This is a genomic window from Hoeflea sp. BAL378 (genome assembly GCF_000759435.1).
In the GTDB taxonomy this organism is placed as follows: domain Bacteria; phylum Pseudomonadota; class Alphaproteobacteria; order Rhizobiales; family Rhizobiaceae; genus Hoeflea.
In genome coordinates this window covers 1-24139 of sequence record NZ_JRJG01000029.1, presented here as the reverse complement: position 1 = coordinate 24139, position 24139 = coordinate 1, and the positions used below count along the sequence as shown (strand labels likewise).

The window sequence follows — 24139 nt, the reverse complement described above, 5'->3', positions numbered from 1 at the left end:
CCTATTTTTCGCGTGCGAAACGCGAAAGTTGTACAAGTTTCGTTTGCAATTCAGAGGCTTGACTCAGGGGCTCATCAAATTCGATGCGCATCAGTTCGTCAAGGTTCGACAGGTCCAGACCGGCACAATCGACGCCGCAGAGGGTCCATCCGGTTTTCTTCGATTTGCCCAGAACCCGGGCGTAGAGATCGGCCGTGCCAGGATGATCGGCGTTCATGTGGGCAATGGCGCTCGGCTCGAGTTGCGCCACGTCGGCGATGGCCGGCGAGTCGATCAGCAGGTCGCCGGCTTCGAGCAGGAACGCCTTTCCGAAGCCGCCATTCATGTTGGCCGACTGCGGGGTCATTCGGAAAAAGGCGAAATCGGGAAAGTCCACATAGAGCGCCGCCTTGGGATGGCGGGCGATGAAGCGCGCGCGCATGCGCGCATGGGCCGGGTCGTCCCGCCGGATCCGCTCGGCGCGGGTGCGCACGCTGATGCGGGGATGGGCCAGCGGATCGCCCTTGCCGGGTTCGCCGAACAGCAGCGAGGCGCGCGGGTCGGCCAGAAGCGCGTCGGTGTGCACCGAAAGGCCGGAAATCAGGATCAGCGGCGCACCGTCGACATCGAGCCCGGTCAGGACGCGGCTGACAAAGGGGAAACCGGTGCCGGGCTCGATCACGCCGATCGCCCCGTACCGGGCGCTCCGGACCAGCCGGCGCGCGAGCCGGCGGGCGTCTTCATCCGTGTCACGAATGGTTTTGACCGGTTCCTTCATGGCAGTTACTTGGGCGCCATCCGGATTGCGCCGTCGAGGCGGATGGTCTCGCCGTTGAGCATGACATTGCCGATGATGTGCAGGGCCAGGCTCGCATATTCCTCGGGCTGTCCGAGGCGCGAGGGGAAGGGCACGGAGGCGCCGAGGCTGTCCTGCACCTCCTGCGGCATGCCGAGCAGCATCGGCGTGGCGAAAATGCCCGGCGCGATGGTCATGACCCTGATGCCGAAGCGGGCCAGTTCGCGGGCGATCGGCAGCGCCATGGCGTGCACACCGCCCTTGGAGGCCGAATAGGCGGCCTGGCCGATCTGGCCGTCGAAGGCGGCGACGGAGGCGGTGGAGATCACCACGCCGCGTTCGCCGTCGGCGAGCGGCTCAAGCTTCGAGGCGCGGTCGGAGAACAGCCGCAGCATGTTGAAGCTGCCGATCAGGTTGACCTCGATCACCTTGCGGAAAAGATTAAGATCATGCGGGCCTTCCCGGCCCACCACCCGCACCGCGGGGGCGATGCCGGCGCAATTGATCAGGATGCGGGCCTCGCCGAAGGCTTCCGCGGCCCGCGCCAGCGCAGCCTCGGCGGCGGCCGCGTCGGCGACGTCGCAGGCGATCGCCTTGCCGCCGATTTCGCCGGCCACCTTCTCGGCCTGGGCCAGGTTGACGTCGAGCAGCGAGACCTTCGCGCCGGCGGCCGCCAAGGCGCGCGCGGTGGCTGCGCCGAGCCCGGAGCCTCCACCGGTGACGATCGCGGCATTTCCCTTAACTTGCATGCATCATTCTCCCTGAATGCTCTCCGGATCCGGTCCTGACGCGGGTGTGCCTAGCGGCGGTGCCGTGTCAGGCCCCGGACAATGTCTTCGGCAGTGATGGAGCCTGCGATCACGCCGTTGTCAATAACGCCGATTGTCCCATCCCGCCTGGCTAGCGCGTCCATCACCTCGGACAGCGGTGTGTCGGGGGTGACGGAGGCCGACAGCGGCGATTGGCCGCGCTGGGCGTCCGGCCTGCCCGGGGCCATCACGTCGCGCGCCGACAGCATGGCGATCGGGTTCATGTTGGCGACGAAATCGGCGACATACTGGTTGACCGGCGAGTTTACGATCTCGCGCGGCGTGCCGCACTGGATGATGCGCCCGCCTTCCATGATGGCGATGCGGTTGCCGAGTTTCATGGCCTCGTCGAGGTCGTGGCTGACGAAGACGATGGTCTTGCCCAGCCGCGACTGCAGCTCCAGCAATTCGTCCTGCAGCCGCGTGCGGATCAGCGGGTCGAGCGCCGAGAAAGGCTCGTCCATCAGAAGGATCGGCGCGCCGGTGGCGAAGGCGCGGGCGAGGCCGACGCGCTGCTGCATGCCGCCGGACAGTTCCGCCACCATGCGGTCGGCCCAGTCGGAGAGGCCCACCAGCGCCAGTTGCTTTGTGACGCGGGCGTCGCGCTCGGCCTTGGGCACGCCGGAGATCTCGAGGCCGAAGCCGACATTGTCGCAGACCGTGCGCCACGGCAGCAGGCCGAACTGCTGAAACACCATCGACACGGTGTCCATACGCAACTGCTTGAGCCGCCTGGCGTCGCAGGTCGCGACATCGACGGTCTCGTCGCCGCAATTGACGATCAGCGTGCCGCGGCTGATCGGGTTCAGGCGGTTGATGGCGCGCAGCAGCGTCGACTTGCCCGAGCCCGACAGGCCCATCAGCACCAGGATCTCGCCCTCGTTGATGTCGACGGTGCAGTCATGCACGCCCAGCACGTCGCCGGTGGCCTCCTGGATCTCGGTGCGCGACTTGCCCGCATCGGCGAGCGCCAGGCTCTCGGCGGTGTTGTCGCCGAAGATGATGGACACGTTCTGAATGCGGACCGAGCCGCGGTCGGCATCATGGCTCATGAGGTGGCTCCGATGCGGACGCGGCAGATGCGGTCGAGGATGATGGCGAGAATGACGATGGCGATGCCGGCCTCGAGGCCGAGCGGGATATTGACCGTGTTGAGCGCCCGTACCACCGGCTTGCCGAGCCCGTTGGCGCCGATCAGGGCGGCGATCACCACCATCGACAACGACAGCATGATGCACTGGGTGAGGCCGGCCATGATGGTCGGCAGGGCGGCGGGCAGCTCGACTTTCCTCAGCAGTTGCTGGTGCGAGGCGCCGAAGGCCATGCCCGCCTCGATCATCGGGCGGGGCACCGAGGTGATGCCGAGATAGGTGAGCCGGATCGGCGCGGGCGAGGCGAAGATAATGGTGACCAGCAGGCCGGGCGCCAGGCCGAGGCCGAACAGGATCAGCACCGGGATCAGGTAGACGAAGGTCGGCATCGTCTGCATCAGGTCGAGGATCGGCTGCACATAGGTGTAGACCCTCGGCCGATGCGCCAGGAAGATGCCGATCGGCACGCCGATGAGCATGGACATGAAAGCCGCCGAGATCACCAGAACCAGCGTTTCGACGGTTTCCTTCCACAGGCCCTGGTTGATGATGAAGAGCAGCCCGAGCACGATGCCGAGCGCCAGTCTCCAGGATTTCTGGATGCGCCAGCCCAAGAGCGCGATCGCCAGGACGAGGACCACCGGCGGCAGCCACAGCAGGCCGTCGATCATGCTGTCGAGCAGGTATTTGAGGGAATCGGCGATGGCGTCGAAGACGAACTCGAAATTGTCGGTGAGGAAATTGAAGAAGCTCTTTCCCCATTGCCCGACCGGAATCTTCCAGGCCGTTATGAAACTCGTCCATCCATCCATGCCGTGTCCCCCGACGCGTCAACCGGTCCGGAGCCGTTGATGCGGCTCCGGACCGGTGTTGGCAAGTCTTACATTCCGAGCTTGGCCGACACGGCCGCCGCGGCGTCGCCGCCGTCGAACGTGGTCACGCCTTCAAGCCAGGGCTTGACGGTGTCCGGATTGGCCTTCAGCCATTCGAGGGCCGCCGCATTGGCGTCGGTGCCCTTGAGGATGTCGTCCATGATCTTGTTTTCCATGGACAGCGAGAAGGACAGGTTCTTCACGAAAGTTCCGGCGTTGGGGCATTCGTCCAGGTAGCCGGCGCGCACATTGGTGTGCACGGTGGCGGCGCCGAAGCCGGAATCGCCCATGCCGTCGAGATAGGCGATCGGCATTTCGCCCATGATCGGATGCGGCGTCCAGCCGAGGAACGCGATCCACTCCTGGTTCTTAATGGCCTTCTCGGCCTGCGACAGCATGCCGGCTTCCGAGCTCTCGACTAGTTCGAAGCCGTCGAGGCCGTTGGCCGGATCGGCGATCATCTCGAGCACGATGCGGTTGCCGTCATTGCCGGGCTCGATGCCGTAGATCTTGCCGTCGAACTTGTCCTTGAACTTGCCGATGTCGGTGAGGCTCTTGACGCCGCCTTCGGCCGCATAGGTGGGCACCACGAGGCCGTAGCCGGCGCCTTGGAGGTTCTGGGCCACGGTTTCGACCGAGCCGTCGTCGAGGAAGGGCTGCACGTCGGCCGCCATCGACGGCATCCAGTTGCCGAGGAAGACATCCATGTCCTTGTTCTTGAGCGACTGGTAGGTCACCGGCACGCTGAGCACCTGGACCTCGGGGGTGTAGCCGAGCGCGTCGAGCACGACGCCGGCGACGGCGGTGGTGGCCTGGATGTCGGTCCAGCCGACATCGGCGAAGCGGACGGTCTTGCAGGCTTCGGAATCCGCGGCCTGAACGGTGGCGGTCCCGGCGAGCAGGACAGTTGCAATTGCGAGTGTGAGTCTTCTTGTCATTGTCGGTATCTCCCGTGTTCCGATCGCCGAAACAACCACCTATGGCCGGTGAACTCAAGCCGGAAAGCCGTCAAAACTTGTGCTGCCCGCGAAATCGGCTGTTGAAAGTGCATGCGCGGGGCTGGAGTTTGGCCGGCCCGCTTGGCAATAGATACACGTTAATCAGTGGCCGGGAAGCCGCCACGGCAGATCCGGGGCGGCCCGCGGCGGATCATGAAACCCCGGGTGAAGAGCGGAGACCCGCCTTGGCAAAGCTCTATTTCAGCTATTCGACCATGAATGCGGGCAAGTCGACGCTGCTGTTGCAGGCTTCCTACAATTACCGCGAACGCGGCATGCGCACGGTGCTGTTCATCGCCGCCTTCGACGATCGCGGCGGCGTGGGGCGCATCGCCTCGCGGATCGGGCTCGACAGCGAGGCGATCCCGTTCCGCCCGGAGGACGATCTGTTCGAGACGCTCAGGTCGTTGCAGGCCGAAGGCGAGATCGCCTGCGCCTTCGTCGACGAGGCGCAGTTCCTCACCGAGGCGCAGGTCTGGCAACTGGCGCGGGTGGCGGACCGGCTGTCGGTGCCGGTGATGACCTACGGCCTGCGCACGGATTTCCGCGGCCAGTTGTTCCCGGGCTCGCAGGCCTTGCTCGCCCTCGCCGACGAGTTGCGCGAGGTGCGCACCATCTGCCATTGCGGACGCAAGGCGACCATGGTGGTTCGCATGGACGACGAGGGCAGGGTGATCCGCGAAGGGGCGCAGATCGAGGTCGGCGGCAATGAGAGATATGTGTCGTATTGTCGCCGCCATTGGGACGATGTTGTAAACCTTGGGGCAACAAAATAACGACATGATCGCCATTGATGCTCATGTCGCGGCGAAAATTGAGGCCAATTGCCTACCAAGTGCGCATTGCCCTCGCCAAGGCCTGCGCTATAACAATATACACCTGCAATCGAACGGAGACTGTCTATGCGCATTTCCATTTCCCTGTTTTCTGGAGCCGTTCTGGCGGCTTGCCTTTCGGTTCCGACCGCCGCGTTCGCAGATGGCGATCCCGTGGCCGGCGCCAAGGTTTTCAAGAAGTGCGCCGCATGCCACACGGCCACGGAAGAGAAGAACAAGATCGGTCCGCACCTGGTCGGCATCATCGACCGTCCGGTCGCTTCAATCGCGGACTTCAAGTATTCCCCGGCCATGACCGCGCATGCGACAGAGGTGCCGAAGTGGGACGAAGCCGCACTGACGAAATACCTGCACGACCCCAAGGGCGTGGTGAAGGGCACCAAGATGACCTTCGTCGGCCTCAAGAAGGATGAGGATATCGCCGACGTGATCGCCTATCTTAAGGACCCCGCCGCCGGCGAGTGATTTCCGCGCGATCCGGACGCCAGAAGCCGTTCCTTCGGGAACGGCTTTTTTTTGGCTTGATCGTACCTACTTGTAGAGCCCGGATGTTTGCGCGGCATCTATCCGGTGGTACAAACATTTCAGGGTCGGGTTTGGCCGGCAGGGCAAGTGTGCGCCGGAATGCGGGCGCGGAAAAACGGGGAATTCGGACATGGCCGACATCAAGAGTTTTGACGCCGAAATCGAGAAGACACGCAGCGTCGTCGAGGAGATGCGCACCAAGATCGACGCCTCCAGCGGCATGCTGGAGAAATTGTCCGAGGCCGACGCCCAGCTTGGCGATCCGCAGTTCGACATCGAGAACGCCCGCATTCAGGACGTGCTGCGCCAGCAGCGGATGATGGAAACCAACATCGCCGACCTGATCATCGGGCTCGAGGACGCGACCAATGTGTTCGGCTCCGAGTTCGAGAGCATGAAGGGCTTCTCCGGCATGGAGAGCTTCGTCGGCATGTTCTCCAAGGCGCGGGCGCAGCGGATGCGCTCGGACCGGGTCAGGAACATGTCGCTGTCGGGCAACCTGCAGGAACTTTTGAAGAAGTCCGACACCATCACCGGCATCCTCAAGGACCAGAAGGACATTCTCGACAGCCGCTACAAGACCTCGGAGGCGAGCCTGATCAAGGTGATCGAGCGGCGCAAGGTGACCATGGCCAATCTCGAGGCGACGCAGAAGCGGATCGAGGAGCTCAATCCGCTGCTGATGGACATCGAGAACCAGATCGCAGCGTCGACCGACCAGATGACGCGCACCAATCTCGAAAGCGAGCGCTCGAAGCTCGCCACCGAATACAACGAGCGCCAGGCCAAGGAGCAGGAACTCCTGGCCGAAAGCCAGACGCTCGAGCGCTACACCTCGATGTTCCAGACCTTCGTCGATTCGCTCAACAACCAGATCGCGGCGCAGAACACGCTGATCAACAAGCTCACCATCGACACCGAGCAGCGCATCGTCCTCTACAAGGCGCTTGAGGATTCATTAAAGACCGCCGCCCAGCAGGACGTGGCGCACAAGATCAACACGCTCGGCAGCCGGGTCGACACGGCGGCGGAAGAGACCATGGCCGGCATCGGCGCCGCGGCGCAGAAGCACATCGGCGACCTTCTGGAAATGCACGAGAAGAACATGCTCTCCACCCAGGACATCCAGCGCCGCAAGCAGTTGGCCGACGACGCCTTCGCCCGGCGCTTCGCCGAGGTTCTCGAAAAGCACAACACCGCCAAATACGTCAAACCGTAAGCCGGTGGGGATGAGACCGAGGACCGGCCATGCGCGCTGACACCGGCGCCGCCGGCGCTTACTTCCGATCGATGCGCGCGGCGCTGCAGGGGCTGCGCGTCCATCTCGCCGGCGCCGACTCGCCGCTTTACGCCCATGGCCTGATCGGCCAGGTGATCATCCCCTATGTCGACCGGCTGGAGGCGACGTTCTCGGCCTGGGAAAACCGGGTCGGCTTCATGGAGCGCTTCCGCATCAGCCGGGCCGACAGCGGCTTTCCGGTGTTCCAGAACGTGCTGACGCTGGAAAACGACCGGGCGACGGCGGCCGAGCGGCTGGCGGCGATCCCCGATGTCGACACGCTGAAGGCGGAGATGGCCGATTTCATCCTGCGCCACAAGGCATTCCCCGCGACGCTCCAGGAGCAGATCGCCGAGCGGCTCTATCTCGAGGAGATCGGCGAGGACGCGGTGTTCGCGCCGTTCATCCTGCCCGAGACCATCCGCGTGTCGATCAACCCCAAGAACGGCCGGCCGTTCTATGTGGTGCACTGGGGCGTGTTCGACGGCGTGCAGACGCTGCCTATGGTCTACATGGCGACGATCGAGGATTCGAGCGAAGGCATCGCCCGGATGCTGGTCAAGGACGGCAAGCTCAATCCCGATGTCGAGATCCCGCTGCCGGTCGGCGGCCTGCTCAACCCGGAATTCGCCCGCGCCTTCGACGCTTCGGTCGAGAAGAACGGCGCCTATTCGCTATCGCCGGCGACGATCGCCCAGAATCTCGACGCCGATTTCGAGCTCCTGCATCCCAAGCAGCTTCGCCGCTTCGTGCTGGGGCCGTTCTATTCGGCCGGCGTGACGGAAAACAGCGACCAGATCTCGGCGATCCTCTCCAAGGTGCGCAAGGACGAGAACGCGTGGCTCCTGACCTGGACCATGCAGGAAGTCTTCTCCAAGTCCGAGAGCCCGGCCAAGCGCGGGCTGTGGAGCTCGACGCCGGCGCGCGAGATCTACCACATCGACACCGACGACCTGGAGGCGACGCGCCAGGGCGTGAGCGCCTACCAGAAACACGCGCTCGTTCCGCACGACGCCTACCAGGCGCTCTACGCCTCGGGCGAGGCCGAGAGCATCTTTTCGGGTTTCACCGTGCATGTGGTGTCGGGCAACCAGGTCATCAGCGAGGTATGAGATCATGAGCCAGACAACCGGCCTGACAACGATTTCCGAGGACGACATTGCCCGCCACCAGGGCCTGGCGCAGGGCATGGTGACGCGGGTGATCGTGCTGACCAAGCAGGACGGCGCGTCGTCGACGCCGCTGGCGGGCACCAACCGGCGCTTCGTCTCGACGGTGGCGACCGGCGGCCTGCGGCGGACGCGCGAGGTCGAGTTTGCCAAGACCATCCAGCAGATCCGCGCCGACGACCCGATGCTGTCGATCCGCCAGCACACGCTGCTCTACCGCACCCGGCGCGGCATCGCCGTGGCGCTCGCGGTGGCGGAGCTGTTCGGCCGGCAGACCGATCTCGAGAGCCTGCAGGCGCGCAATGCGGGGGCGCCCCTGCAGGGCGAGGAGGCGGAGCGCTTCCGCCGGCTGCTTTCGGCCTCGGCCTATGTCGCGGCCTTCACGCTGGCGGCCTATATCCTGCAGACGGTTGACGGCGAAAGCGAACCGGCGGGCGACACCGGGGAGCCCGATGTCCAGTTCGACACGCCGCAGGACGCGCTCAAATCGATCGTCTCGGCGCTCGACGAGGCGATCTTCGGCGCGCCGGACGAAACGGCGATGACCTCGCGGGCGCGGGCCCTGGCGCGGGTGGCGATCGAGGGTCTGATCAGTCGCCGCGCCCGATTCGAGGCGCTCAGCGCCTTCGCCCAGTCGCATCTCAGACTAGAAAGCGACAATTTCACCCTGGACGGCTTCGACGTGGCGCCGGGGCAGCGCCGCAAGCCGCTGGTCATGCAGTTCAAGAAGCCGAACGAGATCATCGGCAACCATCTCGCCAAGCACCAGGCGATGCGGCTCGCGCGCATGATCGTGGCCTATGATTTCGACCGGCAGCTCAATCCCTTCGTCGACCTCGGCGGCTTCCTGTTCACCTTCATCGGCGACGGCGCGCCGGGCACCGGCAAGACCATCCTGATACAGATGCTGGCGGGGCTGATCAACGACTACTGCCAGGTGGCGGGCTACCCGTTCCACTACGAGAATTTCGGCGTCGACCAGATCTCCTCCTACCAGGGCAAGTCCGGGCAGAACTGCAAGGCCTTCGTCGACAACGTGCTCAATCCGCGCGCCATCGGCTTCGGCACCATCGACGACATCGACCAGGTCGCGGCCAAGCGCTCCGACGACCGGGCGTCGGCCGGCCAGCAGGAAGTCACAGCCGTGCTGATGGAAGCCTTCGCCGGCGCCTCCACCGTGGTCAGGGGCAACTGCAGCTTCGGCATGTTCTCCAACTATCCCGAGAATGTCGACGATGCGCTGAGACAACGCGCCGGCGCGCGCTGGCTGGTTGACGGGCCGCAATCGCTCGACGACTATATCGACGTCTTCGCGCTGCTGGCGGGCAAGAACCATGCGATCCCGCTCGGTTCGCACGAGCTGTTCGCGAGCCAGGAGATCAAGAAGGCGGTGGCCCGCTCCTATGACGGCCACGACCGGCCGCAGGAGGAGGGGCTGCTGTCGGTCTGGGAGGCGTTCGAGAAGGAGCAGGGCGGCGTGAAGACCATCGCCGACATCGGCGCCTATCTGCACCGGATCAAGCTCGCCGAGCCGCGCTTCACCGGACGGGCGATCAAGAACATCACCGACGCGATCAAGATGCGGGCGATGGACATCGACCTGCCGGACGCGTGGTTCGAGACCGCCGGCGCCTTCATGCACAAACCCTATGACGAGAAGCTCGCGATGATCTCGGAGCTTCGCAAGCCCTTCACCATCGAGATGGTGTTGCAGGAAATCAACCGCTACGCCGATTCCGAATTCCGCTACACCGACCGCTCCGACGCCACCGCCGTCGACGACATCATCCGCCGCGAACGCCAGCGCGAACGCGCCATCCGCGAGATCGAGGCGATGAAGCGGGACGGGCGCTGGCAGCAATGAAGCGGCTCATCGAAAACGAACTGATCTACGGCCGGCTGCTGACCATCGACGAGCCGCATCTGGTCGCGCGCTACAACAAGGCGCTCCGGGCCTTCGGCCTGCCGGAAACCGGGCTCGCCTCGTTCCGCATCGACATGACCGGGTTTTCGCCCGAGATCGCCGAGGAGCTGGGCGACGCGCAGTATCTCGACCCGAACGGGGTCAACCGCCGTTTCGTCATCCTGACGCCCGAGCAGGAGAACCTGCCGGTGGTCCACACCCAGTTCTCCAACACCGCCGGGCTGATGCACGAATTCTTCGACGGCAACCGCCGCGCCGTCTCCGCGGTGACGATCAAGGACGCGCTCTATGGCGAGATCGAGGAGCCGGTCGACGTCGTCACCGGGGTCGAGGACCTGCTGTCGATCGACGAGGTCCGCTTCCGGGTGATGTCGGCGGAAAACATGCTGGACAAGGCCACCGAGCTGCGCGGGCTGGTGGACCGGCTGCAGACCTCGAAGACCGCCTGGCGCGACGACGCCATGCTCAACCGCATGGTCGAGCTGGCGCGGGAGACCGGCGACATCAGGCAGAACGCGCTGGTGCCGGACCAGCTTGTGTTCGCGCACCGGTCCTACTGGGCCAATCATTTCGGCGGCGTGTTCATCTTCCGCGACGACCGCACCACCACCGTGATCTGCGATCACCAGGCGCCCGGCTTCAAGCGTTCGCGCCCCTGGGAGGTGAGCTACATCGACAGCGCCGACCACGCCCGCATCTTCGACTACCTGTCCAAGTCGGGGCGGCTCGAGCTGCCGCGCGCCTCCTGGGTCGAGCCCTCGGGCTTCTTCGTCCATCGCGCCGACATGGCGATCGCCGACCTGATCGGCCGCACGGATCCGTCCGTGGACCTCGCCGGCGCCGACCGGGTATTCCTGCAGACCTGGATGCACCGCAATGCCGCGCTGATCGCCGAGGAGGGGATCTATCCGTTCCTGCAGGAGGCCATCCGCGAAGTGGCCTCCACCGGCCAGGTGAAGATGCGCGAAATCAGGGCCGACCGCCGGCTGATGCTCTGCCGCGCGGTTCCCGATCATCCCGATCAGTGGCTCGTCAACCGGCTGCTGGCGCGGCTGGCGCCGTTCGATTTCGTCACCCGCTTTGTCTTTGACAAGCAGGGGTTTTACCAATCCTATGAAGGCTATTCCGAAAGCTACCGCAGCCATGTTGTGGATGTGCTCGGAACCACCTATCTGAATAACAAGGCGGCGTTCAGGGCGCGGCTTTACGGTCTGGAAGGATACCAAGAGGATGCTTGACCCGGTGATTGAATTTTTCGAGCGCATCTTCCACGCCATCGGCCGCGGCTTCGGCATGGTCGTCGCGGCCATCCTGTGGCCCTTCGTCACGGTCGCCGGCTGGTACCGGCAACGCGGCTTCATGCTCAAGGCCATTGTCGGCGGCATCCTGCTGGTCTTCGTCGGGCTGTACGGCTATTTCTTCTGGCAGACCCAGGTCTGGACCAATTTCGACCCGACCTATCCCGCCGCGCGCGAGACCCATGCCACCACGCCCGGAACCCAGCAGGCCGACGGCACCTGCGCGCCCTCGGCGATGGTCGCGGTCACCGCGGACCTGATCGACTACAACGTCAACCAGAACGCCTGGATCTCGTCGATGATCCTGTACAAGGCCGGCCTGTTCGGGATCGAGTGGGACCACACGCCGTTCTTCGACAACAAGGCGGCGTTCCAGCGCGGCGTCAACCAGGCGATCCGGCGCACCACCGTCGAGTTCGTCGACACGCTGGGGCGCGTGCGCGGCACCAGCCAGGTCGACGGCAATTTGCAGGACGCGCGCGGCGCGCTGCAGTTTGACGAATACACCTGGTATTTCGGCGTCAATCCGTTCGGGCCGAAGACGCCGACGCCGTCGTTCTACCGTTCGGCGATCACCGATCTCACGGTTTTCAACGACCGGCTCGCCAAATGCCAGGCGACCTACGACGCGCGCGCCGACAATCTGGTCCAGTTCCTCGACCGGATCGCCTCGGATGTCGGATCGACCTCCGCCATCCTCAGGGACCGCTCGGAAAACTTCAACGCCGGCTGGTTCGACACCCGCGCCGACGACCGGTTCTGGTTCGCCTATGGCCAGCTCTACGGCTATTACGGGATCCTGAAAGCCACCCGCGAGGATTTCCGCGACGTGGTGGCCCAGCGCAACCTGAGCCAGTTGTGGGACGACATGGACGTGCAATTGTCCGCGGCGCTGAAGATCCAGCCGATGATCATCTCCAACGGCAATGAAAGCGGCTGGATCATGCCGACGCACCTGGCGACGATGGGCTTCTATGTGCTGAGATTCCGCTCCAACCTCGTGGAAATCCGCGCCATTCTCGACCGCTGACCGCTGACCGGTAGCGGGCCGGCCAGGCTGGCCCGTCGCTGCGGCATGCTCCCGGGACGGTGCCGGATGGGATGCCTCCCCACGGGCCGGCCTTCCGCGGCGGACCGTTGCCGCCCGCGGAAAGGGCGGCAGTCCGGATCAACTGATGAGGTGCAGCCGCAGCGCCTTGGCGACGAGGTGGGTCCGGTTGACGCAGTCGAGCTTGCGCATGGCGCTGTTCATGTAGGAATTGACCGTATGGTCGGACAGCGAAATGATTGCGGCGATTTCCATCGAGGTCTTGCCGCTCGACGCCCAGTGCAGCACCTCGAGTTCGCGCGCGGTCAGGGCGGCCGCCGAAATTTCCGCCTCGCCCTTCAGCTTTGAATAGACGTCATAGGCATGCATGACGAACAGTCCCAGTTCGCCCATCTCGCTGTGGCGCAAGGCCGCCCGGTTGCCGACAAATCCCACCACGGCGCGCCGGCCGTTGGCGCCGTGCACCGGATAGTAGACGCTGAGCGAAATGGCGTGGCGGCTGAAAAGCTCGAGCGCGGGGTCGGCTTCCTCCGCCGGCCGGCCGAGCCCGGCGGATTCGAGGTTCCACGTCACCGGCGCGGTGGAATGGCGCAAGCGCGCGAAGATCGGCGAGTTCTGCAGCAGCCCGAGGGCGTCGTAATCCTTGATGAAGCCGGAGGGCATGTCCGACAGCGCAATCCGGGGCGAGAGTTTCCTGTCGGCCGCCGTCGGGATGTCGATCACCATGAAGCCCTTGAAATCAAAATCCGCTGCCAGTTCGCGCAGAAAACCCGCGAGTTCGGTTTCGGTCCTGATCGCATTCACTCTGCTGATGAGAGTTGAAGGGCCTTCCATCAATCGCAACCCGCCATTCTTAACAGACCCCAACCAAAGCATGGCCTTAGCCCATGATTTTTTCACTGCTGGGCGCCACACTTGAATCTGTCACGGAGCAAAAAGCAAGACGCCGCCGCGCACAGAATTGGTAAGTGCTTGTAAACATTACACCGGAAGTTTTCCCGTATTCTTGACCTCTTCCATGACCGGATAGGTGTGGGTTTCGCGCACGCCGGGCAGGGACAGGATCACGTCGGAGAGGAAGGTCCGGTAGGCTTCCATTCCCTTGACGCGCGCCTTGACCAGGTAATCGAAGCCGCCGGCCACCATGTGGCATTCCATCACGTCATCGGATTTCTGAACCGCCTGGGAAAAGGCGTCGAAGACGTCCGGTGTCGTCCGGTCGAGCTTGACCTCGACGAAGACAAGCATTCCGCGGTCAAGCCTTTCGGGCGAGAGCCGGGCAGTGTAGCCTGTGATGTAGCCGTCGCGGTTGAGGCGCTTGAGACGCTCGGCGGTGGCGGTCGGCGACAGGCTGATCTTCTCCGCCAGCTCGAGATTGCTCAGCCGTCCGTCGTCCTGCATGGCGCGAAGGATCTTTCGATCGATGCGGTCAATTTCCTTCATTAATTCTCCAGGAAGGGACATATTTGTAGTTTTATCATCTAATTTGAAACGAACATATAGAGAGAAACACGGCATATCAAGCGATAAGTTGCGTCATCCACGGGAGAGCACCATGACCGCCACACGCCAGCCACCCTTGACGGCCTTTCACGCCCCGCATGCGCCGGACGACGATCGGCTGATCAGCGGCTTCCACGAGAAGCTGGCATTCAGCGGTGCGCAGGACCGGGCGATCGACGCCCGCGCCACCAAGCTGATCCAGGCGATCCGCTCGGACTCGGGCCAGATGGGCGGGGTCGAGGATTTCCTGCGCGAATACGGCCTGTCGACGCGCGAGGGCCTGGCGCTGATGGTGCTGGCGGAAGCGCTGCTCCGGGTTCCCGATGCCATGACTCAGGACCGGCTGATCGAGGACAAGCTCAAGGAGGGCGGCTGGAGCGAGCACGAGACCCATGGCGACACCTGGTTCGTCTCGGCCTCGGCCTGGGCGCTGGCAATGTCGGCGCGGGTGATCAATCCCGGCGAGACGCCCGAGGGGGTGATGCGCGGCCTGGTCAAGCGCATGGGCATGCCGACGGTGCGGACCGCGACACGGCAGGCGATGCGGTTTCTCGGCCATCATTTCGTGCTCGGCGAAACCATTTCCGATGCGCTGTCCCGCGCCGCCAAGAACGAGACGCGCGGCTACCGCCATTCCTACGACATGCTGGGCGAGGGCGCCCGCACGCTCGCCGACGCCAGGCGCTATTTCAAGTCCTATGCCGATGCGATCGCCGCCATCGGCAAGGCGGCCAACAAGACATCGGCCGGCCGCAAGCTGCCCGACCGTCCCGGCATCTCGGTCAAGCTGTCGGCGCTGCATCCGCGCTATCTCGCCACCCACCGCGAGCAGGTGCTCGAGGAACTGGTGCCCGATCTCGTGAGGCTGGCGCAGATGGCCAAGGCGCATGATCTCAATTTCACGGTGGACGCCGAGGAGGTCGACCGGCTGGAGCTGTCGCTCGACGTGATCGACCGCGCCTTCGCCGATCCGTCGCTGGCCGGCTGGGACGGATTCGGCCTCGCCATCCAGGCCTACCAGAAGCGCGCGCCGCAGGTGATCGATCACATCGCCGGGCTCTGCCGCCTGCATGGCCGCCGCATGATGGTGCGGCTCGTCAAGGGCGCCTACTGGGACACCGAGATCAAGCGCGCCCAGGAGCGCGGGCTCGACGGCTATGGCGTGTTCACCCGCAAGGCCGCCACGGATCTCTCCTATCTCGCCTGCGCCCGGCAGATGCTGGACATGCGCGACGTGATCTATCCGCAGTTCGCCACCCACAATGCGCTCACCGTCGCCACCATCATCGAGATGGCCGAGGACCGCAGCGGCTTCGAGTTCCAGCGCCTGCACGGCATGGGCGAGGTGGTCTATGAAAGCCTGCACAGCTCCAACGACCGCGTGCCCTGCCGCATCTACGCGCCGGTCGGCGGCTATCGCGACCTGCTCGCCTATCTGGTGCGCAGGCTGCTCGAGAACGGCGCCAACTCCTCCTTCGTGGCGGTGGCGGGCGACAAGACCGTGCCGATCGAAACCCTTCTCGAACGTCCCGACGCCAAGCTCGGGCTCGCCCGCGGGCAATCGGCGCGCAACAGCCAGATCCCGCTTCCTGGGGCGATCTATCCCGACCGGGCCAATTCGCGCGGGCTGGAGTTCGGCGACCGCCTCCAGCTCGCCTCGCTGATCGAAGGCATGGCGCGGTCGACCGAGACCGTCGAGGCCGGGCCGCTGGCGCCGGGCCTTGCCGCATCCGGGCCGAAGCAGGAGATCCGTTCGCCGTCCGATTCCGGCAACATCGTCGGCACGGTGCGCTTCACCGATCCCAAGGACGTGGACAAGGCTGTGGCGACCGCGGCCCAGGGTTTCAAGAGCTGGTCGCGCACCGATCCGGGCTTGCGCGCCGCGGCGCTCGACCGCGCGGCGGACTTGCTCGAGGAGCGGCGCGACCGGTTCATGGCGCTGCTGTCGGCCGAGGCCGGCAAGACGCTCGACGACGGCATCGCCGAAATCCGCGAGGCGGTGGATTTCCTGCGCTACTACGCCGCCCGCTCGCGCGACATGTTCTCGAAAATGCTGCCGATGCCGGGGCCGACCGGCGAGGACAACCGGCTGGGCTGGCGCGGACGCGGCGTGTTCGTCTGCATCTCGCCGTGGAACTTCCCGCTGGCGATCTTCCTGGGCCAGGTCTCGGCCGGGCTCGCCGCCGGCAATGCGGTGATCGCCAAGCCGGCGGAACAGACGCCGCTGATCGCCCATGAGGCGATCACGCTGCTGCATGAGGCGGGCGTGCCCAGGAACGTGGTCCTGTGCCTGCCGGGCGCGGGCGATGTCGGCGCGGCACTCACCGCGCATCCCAAGATCGGCGGCGTGGCCTTCACCGGCTCGACCGAGACGGCGCGCGCCATCAACCGGACGCTCGCCGCCAGGGACGGGCCGATCGTACCGTTCATCGCCGAGACCGGCGGGCTCAACGCCATGATCGTCGACGCCACGGCGCTCGCCGAACAGGTGGCCGACGACGTGGTGATGTCGGCCTTCCGCTCCGCCGGCCAGCGCTGCTCGGCGTTGAGGCTGCTGTTCGTGCAGGAGGATGTCGCCGACCACATGCTGGCGATGATCGAGGGCGCCGCGCGCGAACTCAAGCTCGGCAACCCGTCCATGCCCTCCACCGATGTCGGCCCGGTGATCGATGAGGCCCAGCGCGACATGCTGTCCAGGCATATCGCCACTATTTCGCGGACCCAGAAGCTGGTCTATGCCGGGGACGCGCCGAACGAGGGGCTGTTCTTCGCCCCGCACATCGTCGAGCTCAAGGATGCGTCGGCGCTCGACCGGGAGATCTTCGGCCCGGTGCTGCATGTGGTGCGCTACAAGGCGAAGAAGCTCGACGCGGTGCTCGATGCCATCGACGCCACCGGCTTCGGCCTGACGCTCGGCGTGCATTCGCGCATCGAGGCCACGGTGCGCAAGGTCATCGACCGGCTCGACACCGGCAATGTCTACATCAACCGCAACATGATCGGCGCCGTGGTCGGCACCCAGCCCTTCGGCGGCTCGGGCCTGTCGGGCACCGGCTTCAAGGCCGGCGGCCCGCACTACCTGATGCGCTTCGCGGTCGAGCAGGCGGTGTCGGTCAACACGGCCGCCGCTGGCGGCAATGCCGGGCTGATTGCGATGGGGGACGGGTGAGGCGGACAGTCAGCGCTCTATCCCGTCTCGCGCCTGGTGGACAGGTCGTTTCATGGTTTCCCTCGGCCACCGGATATGCCTAGATGCCGGCAGGTCCATCTGCCGCATATCGGCGATGGCCGGGGGTGGACCCGCGTCGGGTCCCGCGAGGGGGATATGCCATGAAGTATCTCCGGCTTTACGCCGATGAAAACGGCGAGAGCCATTTCGAGGAGCTCGAGGCCGAGTTCGACATGGCGCTGTACGCGCCGCCGGCGCCTGCCTTCGGCGTGTCGGCTCCGGTCGGGACCACACGCTACGTCATGGTGCATTTTCCCGCAGGCTGGGACAGCGAGCTGCATCCCGCGCCGCGCCGGCAGCTGTTCGTGATGCTGTCGGGCCGCTTCCAGGGCGAGACCAGCGGTGGCGCGGTGATGGATCTGGGGCCGGGCGACGTCATTCTGATGGAAGACACCACCGGCAGGGGGCACGCCGCGCGGACGCTGGGCGGCACCGAGGTGCATGCGCTGATGGTGCATCTGGAGTGATCCCGCCGGGCCGGTCATTCCCGGCCTGACCGCCTGTTGCGCCGTCATCCCTGCCGCGCCGTAGCGCCTTTCTCGGCTGTGTCGCAATTGGCGCATTCGGCGTCCCGTTTCATGCAAGCATCCAAGCCGCTTTCGGTTTCTATTCGTCGCCAACGGGCGCGCGGGGGATGCGGGCCGATTGGGAGAGGAAATCACGCATATGGCTCAGTTCACATCCGACATCGAGATCGCGCGCGCCGCAAACAAGAAGCCGATCATGGAGATCGGCGGGAATCTCGGCATTCCGGCTGAAGATCTCGTGCCCTACGGCCACGACAAGGCCAAGGTGTCGGCCGCCTTCATCGCCCGGCAGAAGGACAAGAAAGACGGCAAGCTGATCCTGGTCACCGCGATCAACCCGACGCCCGCGGGCGAGGGCAAGACCACCACCACGGTGGGGCTCGGCGACGGGCTCAACCGCATCGGCAAGCGCGCGATGATCTGCATCCGCGAGGCGTCGCTCGGACCGAATTTCGGCATGAAGGGCGGCGCCGCCGGCGGCGGCCAGGCGCAGGTCGTGCCGATGGAGGAAATGAACCTTCATTTCACCGGCGACTTCCACGCCATCACCAGCGCCCACAACCTGCTCTCGGCGATGATCGACAACCACATCTACTGGGGCAACGAGCTGGAGATCGATTCGCGCCGCATCGTCTGGCGCCGGGTGATGGACATGAACGACCGGGCGCTGCGCGACATCGTGGTCAATCTCGGCGGCGTCTCCAACGGCTTTCCGCGCCAGACCGGCTTCGACATCACGGTGGCTTCCGAAGTCATGGCGATCCTGTGCCTGGCCAAGGATCTCACCGACCTGCAGCAGCGGCTGGGCGCCATCGTGGTGGCCTATCGCCGCGACAAGACGCCGATCCATTGCCGCGACATCAAGGCCGACGGGGCGATGACGGTGCTGCTCAAGGACGCGATGCAGCCCAATCTGGTGCAGACGCTGGAAAACAACCCGGCCTTCGTGCATGGCGGTCCCTTCGCCAACATCGCGCATGGCTGCAACTCGGTGGTGGCCACCACCACGGCGCTCAAGCTTGCCGACTACGTCGTCACCGAAGCCGGTTTCGGCGCGGATCTCGGCGCGGAAAAATTCTTCGACATCAAGTGCCGCAAGGCCGGTCTCAAGCCCGATGCAGCGGTGATCGTCGCTACCGTGCGGGCGATGAAGATGAACGGCGGCGTCAAGAAGGACGACCTCGGCGCGGAGAACATCGCCGCGGTGAAGAGCGGCTGCGCCAATCTCGGCCGTCATGTGCAGAACGTGAAGAAGTTCGGCGTGCCGGTGGTCGTCGCCATCAACCATTTCGTCTCCGACACCGAGGCCGAGATCCAGGCGGTCAAGGACTATGTCGCCACGCTCGGCGCGGAAGCCATCCTGTGCAAGCACTGGGCGCTGGGCTCGGCGGGGATAGAGGATCTCGCCCACAAGGTGGTGGAACTGGCCGAATCCGGCCAGGCGCAGTTCGCCCCGCTCTATCCCGACGAGATGCCGCTGTTCGAGAAGATCGAGACCATCGCCACGGAAATCTACCACGCCGGCGAGGTGATCGCCGAAAAGTCGGTGCGCGAGCAGCTCAAGCAGTGGGAGGTGCAGGGCTACGGCAAGCTGCCGATCTGCATGGCCAAGACGCAGTACTCTTTCTCCACCGACCCGAACCTGCGCGGCGCGCCGGTCGACCACACAGTGCCGGTGCGCGAGGTGCGGCTGTCGGCCGGCGCGGGCTTCATCGTCGTGATCACCGGCGAGATCATGACCATGCCGGGCCTGCCCAAGACCCCGTCGTCCGAAAAGATCTTCTTGAACGACAAGGGCCAGATCGAGGGCCTGTTCTGAGGCCTGCCGTGCTGCACGGCGTCCGGGTCGCGTGATCCGGACGGCGCCGCCGCGGGATACCGGGCGATGCGACCCCGCTGTTCAGGTGAGCCTGAGCACCGGCTCGAAATGGTTCATGTCCGCGAAGGCGCAGAAGTCGGCGGGCCCCAGTTCGATCACCGGCACCTCGGCCTGGAAGCTCCGCGTGAGCTCCCTCAGCGCCGGCAGATAGAGCTCATGGCTGCCGCGCGGCAGCCAGCGGACCGTGTAGCTCAGCGTGAGATGCAGGACATAGGTGTCGTGGTCGGGATGGCGATAGCCGAACCGGCCGGCAAGCTCGTCGCGGAAGCCGCGGATGATGGCCTCGTCGGCCGGTGTCGCGCCCGAGACGGTCAGGCCGTGCGGCGTGATCTCGTCGAGCCGGACGCGGAACGGCTCGATCGGCGGAAACCCCTGCAATCGCGCGGCGAGATGGTCGGTGGTTTCGGCGATGGGCGTGTCGAGCGGAAGCTCCGCGGGCCAGTAGCCCGGCAGTCTCCGGCCCTCGATGACGCCCTGGAAAATGGTCATGTGGTAGCTGGAGACCGGCGTCCAGGCGAAATGCCCGCCCGGATCCAGCGCGCGAAGCCGGTCGCGGACCCGGACCATGGCGCGCTCGGTGTCCGATCCCGGGACGACGTGGCTCACCACCGTGTTGCCGGGCTCGGGCAGGAAGGCGCCGGTTTCATCGAACCGGGTGCCCAGCCGAGCCGGCGCCGGCGGCTGGCCGAGGCCGCAAAATTTCCGGGAGAAGTCCTGTCCTGATGCTTCGTGCATGATCCACCTGTCGCTGCTGTCAGACCGAAGCGGATAAGCGGACTCTGTGAAGCGCCGATGACGGCTGAACCGGTTCCTGAACCTTCACTCGCACAGCCGGTAGCCGCCCCTGCGTTCGGCGATGTCGAGATGCAGGTGGTCGTCGTGGCTGGCGTCCGTGCCGGGGCCGAGCACGGTGGTGAAGTGCAGGCAGGCGCCGCCGCGCACGGCGCGCTGGAAGGCTTCCTCGATGTTGCCGTCGCCGGCCCGCGGCACGATGCCGATCGGCTTGCGTCCCTTGAACTCGAAATCGATAATGTCGATGGCGTTGCCGATCGCATGTTCCGACATCTTGCCCGTCGCCAGATTGTTGCGGCGGCGGCAGACATAGGTCGAGCCGTGATTGATCCCGGTGAGCGTGACGGTATCGGGCAGGGCCTTGGCGGCCGGGATCACCACGGATCCGGTCCAGCGGGCCAGCGCCAGCGCGGTCTGGCAGCGCAGTTGCGTGGCGGGCGAGAGCGTCACGCCGCGGACGATCTGGTCGATGCGGTAGGGCGCCTCGATGCCGCAGCCGTTTTCGCCGGTCAGCGGCTCGACGCGGTCGAAGACGGCGCCGAGCTTGCGCAGTTGCGCCTCGCAATGGGCGAGTGCGGTCTCGTCTTCCTTCGGGGCGGTGATGCCGGGAAGCGGCGCCGGCTTTTTCGCCGTGTCGGGAACGGGTTTGGCCGTGTCGGGAGCGGGTTTCGACGGGGACGGCGCCGGGGCGTCCTTGGCCTCCGGATCGGGAGCATCCGCGGGCGGGCTTGAAGGTTCCGGCGGGGCCGGCTTCTCTTCGGGCACCGGCGGGGGAGTGTCGGCCGACGGAAGCTGGCGCGGATTGTCGACGGGAACCGGGCCGTTTTCCGGCAGGTCGAGGCCCATGCAAACCGCCATGATGAGCGGCAGGGCAAGGCCGCGCGCCAACCGCCGGCCGATGGTTGATCTCGATCCCATCCTCAGCGGTTCCGCGGGCGCGCCTGGCCGCATCCTAATTGGTCATGGTCAGGCAGGCAGGCCTGCCCGATGCGCTGATGGTGGAGGCCAGGCGAGGCGCGCGCGCGTCCTGTCCCTCCGGCCACTGCTGGCAGGCAAAGATGTCGGCGGTGACGGCAGGCTGGTCGAGCGGCATGGTGTGGGCCTTTACATAGGTCATGGCCCCGGCAACTGCCGCGGTAACAAGGGCGAGAGTAACCTGAATGGTGTCCATCGGTCCGGTTCCCGTTTCGTGCGAATGGGAGGACAACGCACGAAGCGCCGGAAAGATGCATCCTGGCGGGCGGAAAGAGAACTTTTTACAGGCCGCGCCGTCTGCGCGCGCGGTCATTCCGGCAATTGGCCCGTCCGGCGGCGCGCCGCCAGGGTCACAGCGGCTGCCGGCCGCGCCAGGATGTCAGCGCCGAAAGCCGCGCCGTCTTCTTGAATTGGTGGCGGTCCATGCGGTGCAGGATGCCGGCCAGGAAGCGGATGGTCTCGAGGATATAGGGGCCCTTGTTGAGCATGATGCATTCGGCGCGTTGGCCCATGGCCGCATCGGTGACCTCGGCGCGCGACGGCGCCCCGGTCTTGAGCAGGGTCTCGAGCACCTGGGTTGCCCAGACCACCGGGATATGGGCCGCCTCGCAGAGCCAGAGGATTTCCTCCTGCACTTCCGACAGCCGCTCGGTGCCGACTTCCATGGCCAGGTCGCCGCGGGCGATCATCACCGCCACCGGCTGGTGCGCGCCGGCCTGGACGATCATGCGCGGCAGGTTGCGCACCGCGAGCGCGGTCTCGATCTTGAGAAGCAGCGGCTGCGGCGGCCTGTCGCCGCGATGCGGCTCGAGCGCTGCGGTGAGGTCGCGGATATCCTCGGGCCGCTGCACGAAGGAGCAGCCGATGATGTCGGCATGGGCGGCGACGAAGGGCAGGATGGCGCGATCGGCGGCGGTCAGGTGCTCGATCTCGAGGTCGATGGCGGGAAAATTGATCCCCTTCTCGAGCTTGAGCCTCTTGCCCTTGTCGGCGACCACCGTCACCTCAAGAACCGCGCCGCCATCGATGAGGTCGACCACGCGGGCGCCGATCTTGCCGTCATCGATCCAGACCTGGAGGCCGGACTGCAGCTTGAGGACGATTTCGGGGAAGGTGATGGTGATCGTGGGCAGGCGCTTGTGCTTGTCGTCGGACCGTTTGCCGTCGGGCCGGGCCATCAGCCGGAACCGGTCGCCGCGGAACAGCCGCTTGCCGGGCTGGTCGATGCTCTCGATGCGGCATTTGGGTCCGGCGACATCCATCAGCACCGGGCAGCGCCGGCCGGCCGCGGCGGCGGCCGCGCGAATATTGTCGATCATCGCCGACCAGACCTCGGGTCCGTCATGGGCGCAATTGATGCGGAAGCAGCTCGCCCCGGCCTCAAGCAGCCGTTCGGCAAGGCCCGCGTCGGTGGCGCCCTCGGTCGGCATGGTCACCATGATGCGGGTGTGGCGCTCCCCGGTGTCGTCGCCGAAGAACAGGGTCTGGTCGCGGATGATCTGCTCGAACCCGGCATCGATCGCCACCGGATCGGGCCAGGTGGCGGGCAGTCCGGACAGCCCGTCGAGCGTGGCGCTGACGGCGGCGAGCGACTGGCGCAGATGCGATTCGGCGCGCCCCAGCGAGGACAGGCCCAGGACCGACAGGCGCGACTGCAGCTCGGTGAGATCATACTGGCGGGCGGCCAGGTAGAAGGCGAGGTTCCGCGCCCCGGGGTGAAATTCCGGGCGGGCGATCTGCGGCTCCCAATCGGCGAAGATGGCGGCGCTGTCGGCGTCGATCCTGGCGATGGCGTCGTTGAGCTGCGTGCGGCAGGCGGCGATCGGTCCGGCATTGGGCGTGCCGTCCGCCTGCTCCGCCATGGGAATTGGGTGTTCGCTCAAGACTATCCTTCCAGGCGGGCCGGCCGCGTGGACGCGACATCCTGCCATCCGCCAGTTCCGCTCTGTAGCGGCGGCGGATTTCAGTTTGATGACGGTTGCGGCCGGACCCTGCCGGCTGTGTTATGCGCTGGCCGCCGGTCCGTCCGCCGCTTTTGCCGCAGAGGCGGCTTCGGGTCCGGGGGCCGGCGCTGATTCCGCGCTCACGGGGTCCGGGCTTGCGGGTTCGGCCGGCGCCGCATCATCGATCTCGCGGACGATCTCGATCCGGGCGTGGGTGACGAAGGCCGCGATCGCGCCGAGGATGGCGAGCCACGGGGCCGCAAGCGCCACCGCGCCGCCCGCCACCACGCCGAAGGTCAGCGGCGTTTCGAACAGGATGTCGCCGTCGGACGCCTTGAGGCGCAGTTGCCGGACATTGCCTTCCTGCAAGAGATCCTTGACCTGCTGCACGAGCTGGCTGCCCAGGACCTCGATTTCCTCGGTGAATGTTCTCTTTGTCTTGCCGGTGTGCTCATCCATTGGATTTCTCCTTGACGGTGAAGATAACTGAAGACGCCTTTTCATAGGCCGGATAGCCGGCCGCATCCTTGATGGTGATCAATCCCTCTTCATTTCAGATGGGGTCTGCCGCCTCCGACCGCAACGGGCGTGCCGGCGCCGCTTCAGGCGCCGGTCCGGGCCGGGAGGGGCTCGCGGCGAGCTTTCCGCGCCGCCGGCGATGGATTAA

Annotated in this window: 22 protein-coding genes; 10 read left to right on the top strand and 12 right to left on the bottom strand. The window is 65.6% G+C overall.

The features are described from left to right. Nucleotide 1: 1 nt before the first annotated feature. The 5 genes from LL06_RS08200 to choX form a co-directional block, all read right to left on the bottom strand. Nucleotides 2-757 (bottom strand): DUF2470 domain-containing protein, encoded by a 756-nt coding sequence (locus LL06_RS08200; RefSeq protein ID WP_035524809.1) that lies wholly within the window; start codon nt 755-757, stop codon nt 2-4. Between the two features lie 5 nt (nt 758-762). Further along, complete coding sequence (locus tag LL06_RS08195) at nt 763-1524, bottom strand: SDR family NAD(P)-dependent oxidoreductase (RefSeq protein WP_035524806.1); 762 nt, start codon at nt 1522-1524, stop codon at nt 763-765. Nucleotides 1525-1574: 50 nt separating this feature from the next. Then, entirely contained in the window at nt 1575-2636 is a 1062-nt protein-coding gene (gene choV / locus LL06_RS08190) for a choline ABC transporter ATP-binding protein (protein WP_035524803.1), read from the bottom strand. Further along, complete coding sequence (gene choW, locus LL06_RS08185) at nt 2633-3487, bottom strand: choline ABC transporter permease subunit (protein WP_035524801.1); 855 nt, start codon at nt 3485-3487, stop codon at nt 2633-2635. The genes choV and choW overlap by 4 nt, the downstream gene beginning before the upstream one ends. A gap of 68 nt (nt 3488-3555) precedes the next feature. Then, nucleotides 3556-4485 carry a choline ABC transporter substrate-binding protein gene (choX, locus tag LL06_RS08180; RefSeq protein WP_035524798.1) on the bottom strand — a complete coding sequence of 310 codons (930 nt, stop codon included), beginning with the start codon at nt 4483-4485 and terminating at the stop codon, nt 3556-3558. Between the two features lie 245 nt (nt 4486-4730). On the opposite strand from choX, the gene LL06_RS08175 reads away from it, so the two are divergent. From LL06_RS08175 to LL06_RS08145, 7 genes are all read left to right on the top strand, one after another. Further along, complete coding sequence (locus LL06_RS08175; protein ID WP_035524796.1) at nt 4731-5321, top strand: thymidine kinase; 591 nt, start codon at nt 4731-4733, stop codon at nt 5319-5321. 213 nt (nt 5322-5534) lie between these two features. Next, nucleotides 5535-5846 carry a cytochrome c family protein gene (locus tag LL06_RS08170; protein WP_345775675.1) on the top strand — a complete coding sequence of 104 codons (312 nt, stop codon included), beginning with the start codon at nt 5535-5537 and terminating at the stop codon, nt 5844-5846. A 190-nt stretch (nt 5847-6036) separates the two neighbouring features. Continuing rightward, the gene (locus LL06_RS08165) at nt 6037-7125 is read left to right on the top strand and encodes a hypothetical protein (protein WP_035524791.1); all 1089 of its coding nucleotides are present in this window, start codon (nt 6037-6039) and stop codon (nt 7123-7125) included. Nucleotides 7126-7154: 29 nt separating this feature from the next. Then, nucleotides 7155-8297: a hypothetical protein gene (locus LL06_RS08160; protein WP_035524789.1), complete on the top strand. Its 1143-nt coding sequence runs from the start codon at nt 7155-7157 to the stop codon at nt 8295-8297. Between the two features lie 4 nt (nt 8298-8301). After that, a complete protein-coding gene (locus tag LL06_RS08155; protein ID WP_035524788.1) occupies nt 8302-10218 on the top strand; it encodes an AAA family ATPase in 1917 nt (638 codons plus the stop codon). Then, nucleotides 10215-11516, top strand: coding sequence for a DUF6638 family protein (locus tag LL06_RS08150; RefSeq protein ID WP_035524786.1), 1302 nt, complete (start codon nt 10215-10217; stop codon nt 11514-11516). The genes LL06_RS08155 and LL06_RS08150 overlap by 4 nt, the downstream gene beginning before the upstream one ends. Beyond that, on the top strand, nt 11509-12606 hold the full coding sequence (locus LL06_RS08145; RefSeq protein ID WP_035524784.1) for a DUF2333 family protein: 1098 nt from the start codon (nt 11509-11511) through the stop codon (nt 12604-12606). Before LL06_RS08150 ends, LL06_RS08145 begins: the two co-directional genes overlap by 8 nt. 138 nt (nt 12607-12744) lie before the next feature. Here LL06_RS08145 and LL06_RS08140 read toward each other — a convergent pair whose 3' ends face one another. Further along, entirely contained in the window at nt 12745-13428 is a 684-nt protein-coding gene (locus tag LL06_RS08140) for a LuxR family transcriptional regulator (RefSeq protein WP_052161312.1), read from the bottom strand. 177 nt (nt 13429-13605) lie between these two features. Beyond that, nucleotides 13606-14067 (bottom strand): Lrp/AsnC ligand binding domain-containing protein, encoded by a 462-nt coding sequence (locus tag LL06_RS08135; protein ID WP_035524782.1) that lies wholly within the window; start codon nt 14065-14067, stop codon nt 13606-13608. Between the two features lie 112 nt (nt 14068-14179). On the opposite strand from LL06_RS08135, the gene putA reads away from it, so the two are divergent. From putA to LL06_RS08120, 3 genes are all read left to right on the top strand, one after another. Beyond that, nucleotides 14180-17296, top strand: a complete 3117-nt coding sequence (gene putA / locus LL06_RS08130; protein ID WP_035524780.1) for a bifunctional proline dehydrogenase/L-glutamate gamma-semialdehyde dehydrogenase PutA — start codon at nt 14180-14182, stop codon at nt 17294-17296. Between the two features lie 161 nt (nt 17297-17457). Next, nucleotides 17458-17823 carry a hypothetical protein gene (locus LL06_RS08125; RefSeq protein ID WP_035524778.1) on the top strand — a complete coding sequence of 122 codons (366 nt, stop codon included), beginning with the start codon at nt 17458-17460 and terminating at the stop codon, nt 17821-17823. Between the two features lie 199 nt (nt 17824-18022). Then, nucleotides 18023-19702, top strand: a complete 1680-nt coding sequence (locus LL06_RS08120; protein ID WP_035524775.1) for a formate--tetrahydrofolate ligase — start codon at nt 18023-18025, stop codon at nt 19700-19702. 81 nt (nt 19703-19783) lie between these two features. On the opposite strand, the gene LL06_RS08115 is transcribed toward LL06_RS08120, so the two are convergent. The 5 genes from LL06_RS08115 to LL06_RS08095 form a co-directional block, all read right to left on the bottom strand. Beyond that, nucleotides 19784-20497, bottom strand: coding sequence for a DUF1868 domain-containing protein (locus LL06_RS08115; protein WP_052161311.1), 714 nt, complete (start codon nt 20495-20497; stop codon nt 19784-19786). Between the two features lie 84 nt (nt 20498-20581). Continuing rightward, nucleotides 20582-21472 carry an extensin family protein gene (locus tag LL06_RS08110; RefSeq protein ID WP_152599535.1) on the bottom strand — a complete coding sequence of 297 codons (891 nt, stop codon included), beginning with the start codon at nt 21470-21472 and terminating at the stop codon, nt 20582-20584. Nucleotides 21473-21506: 34 nt separating this feature from the next. Then, a complete protein-coding gene (locus tag LL06_RS08105) occupies nt 21507-21725 on the bottom strand; it encodes a hypothetical protein (RefSeq protein ID WP_035524773.1) in 219 nt (72 codons plus the stop codon). Nucleotides 21726-21879: 154 nt separating this feature from the next. Continuing rightward, nucleotides 21880-23412 carry a pyruvate kinase gene (locus LL06_RS08100; RefSeq protein ID WP_201772318.1) on the bottom strand — a complete coding sequence of 511 codons (1533 nt, stop codon included), beginning with the start codon at nt 23410-23412 and terminating at the stop codon, nt 21880-21882. Between the two features lie 120 nt (nt 23413-23532). Continuing rightward, nucleotides 23533-23931 (bottom strand): DUF4342 domain-containing protein, encoded by a 399-nt coding sequence (locus LL06_RS08095; RefSeq protein ID WP_081963785.1) that lies wholly within the window; start codon nt 23929-23931, stop codon nt 23533-23535. Nucleotides 23932-24139 lie beyond the last annotated feature (208 nt).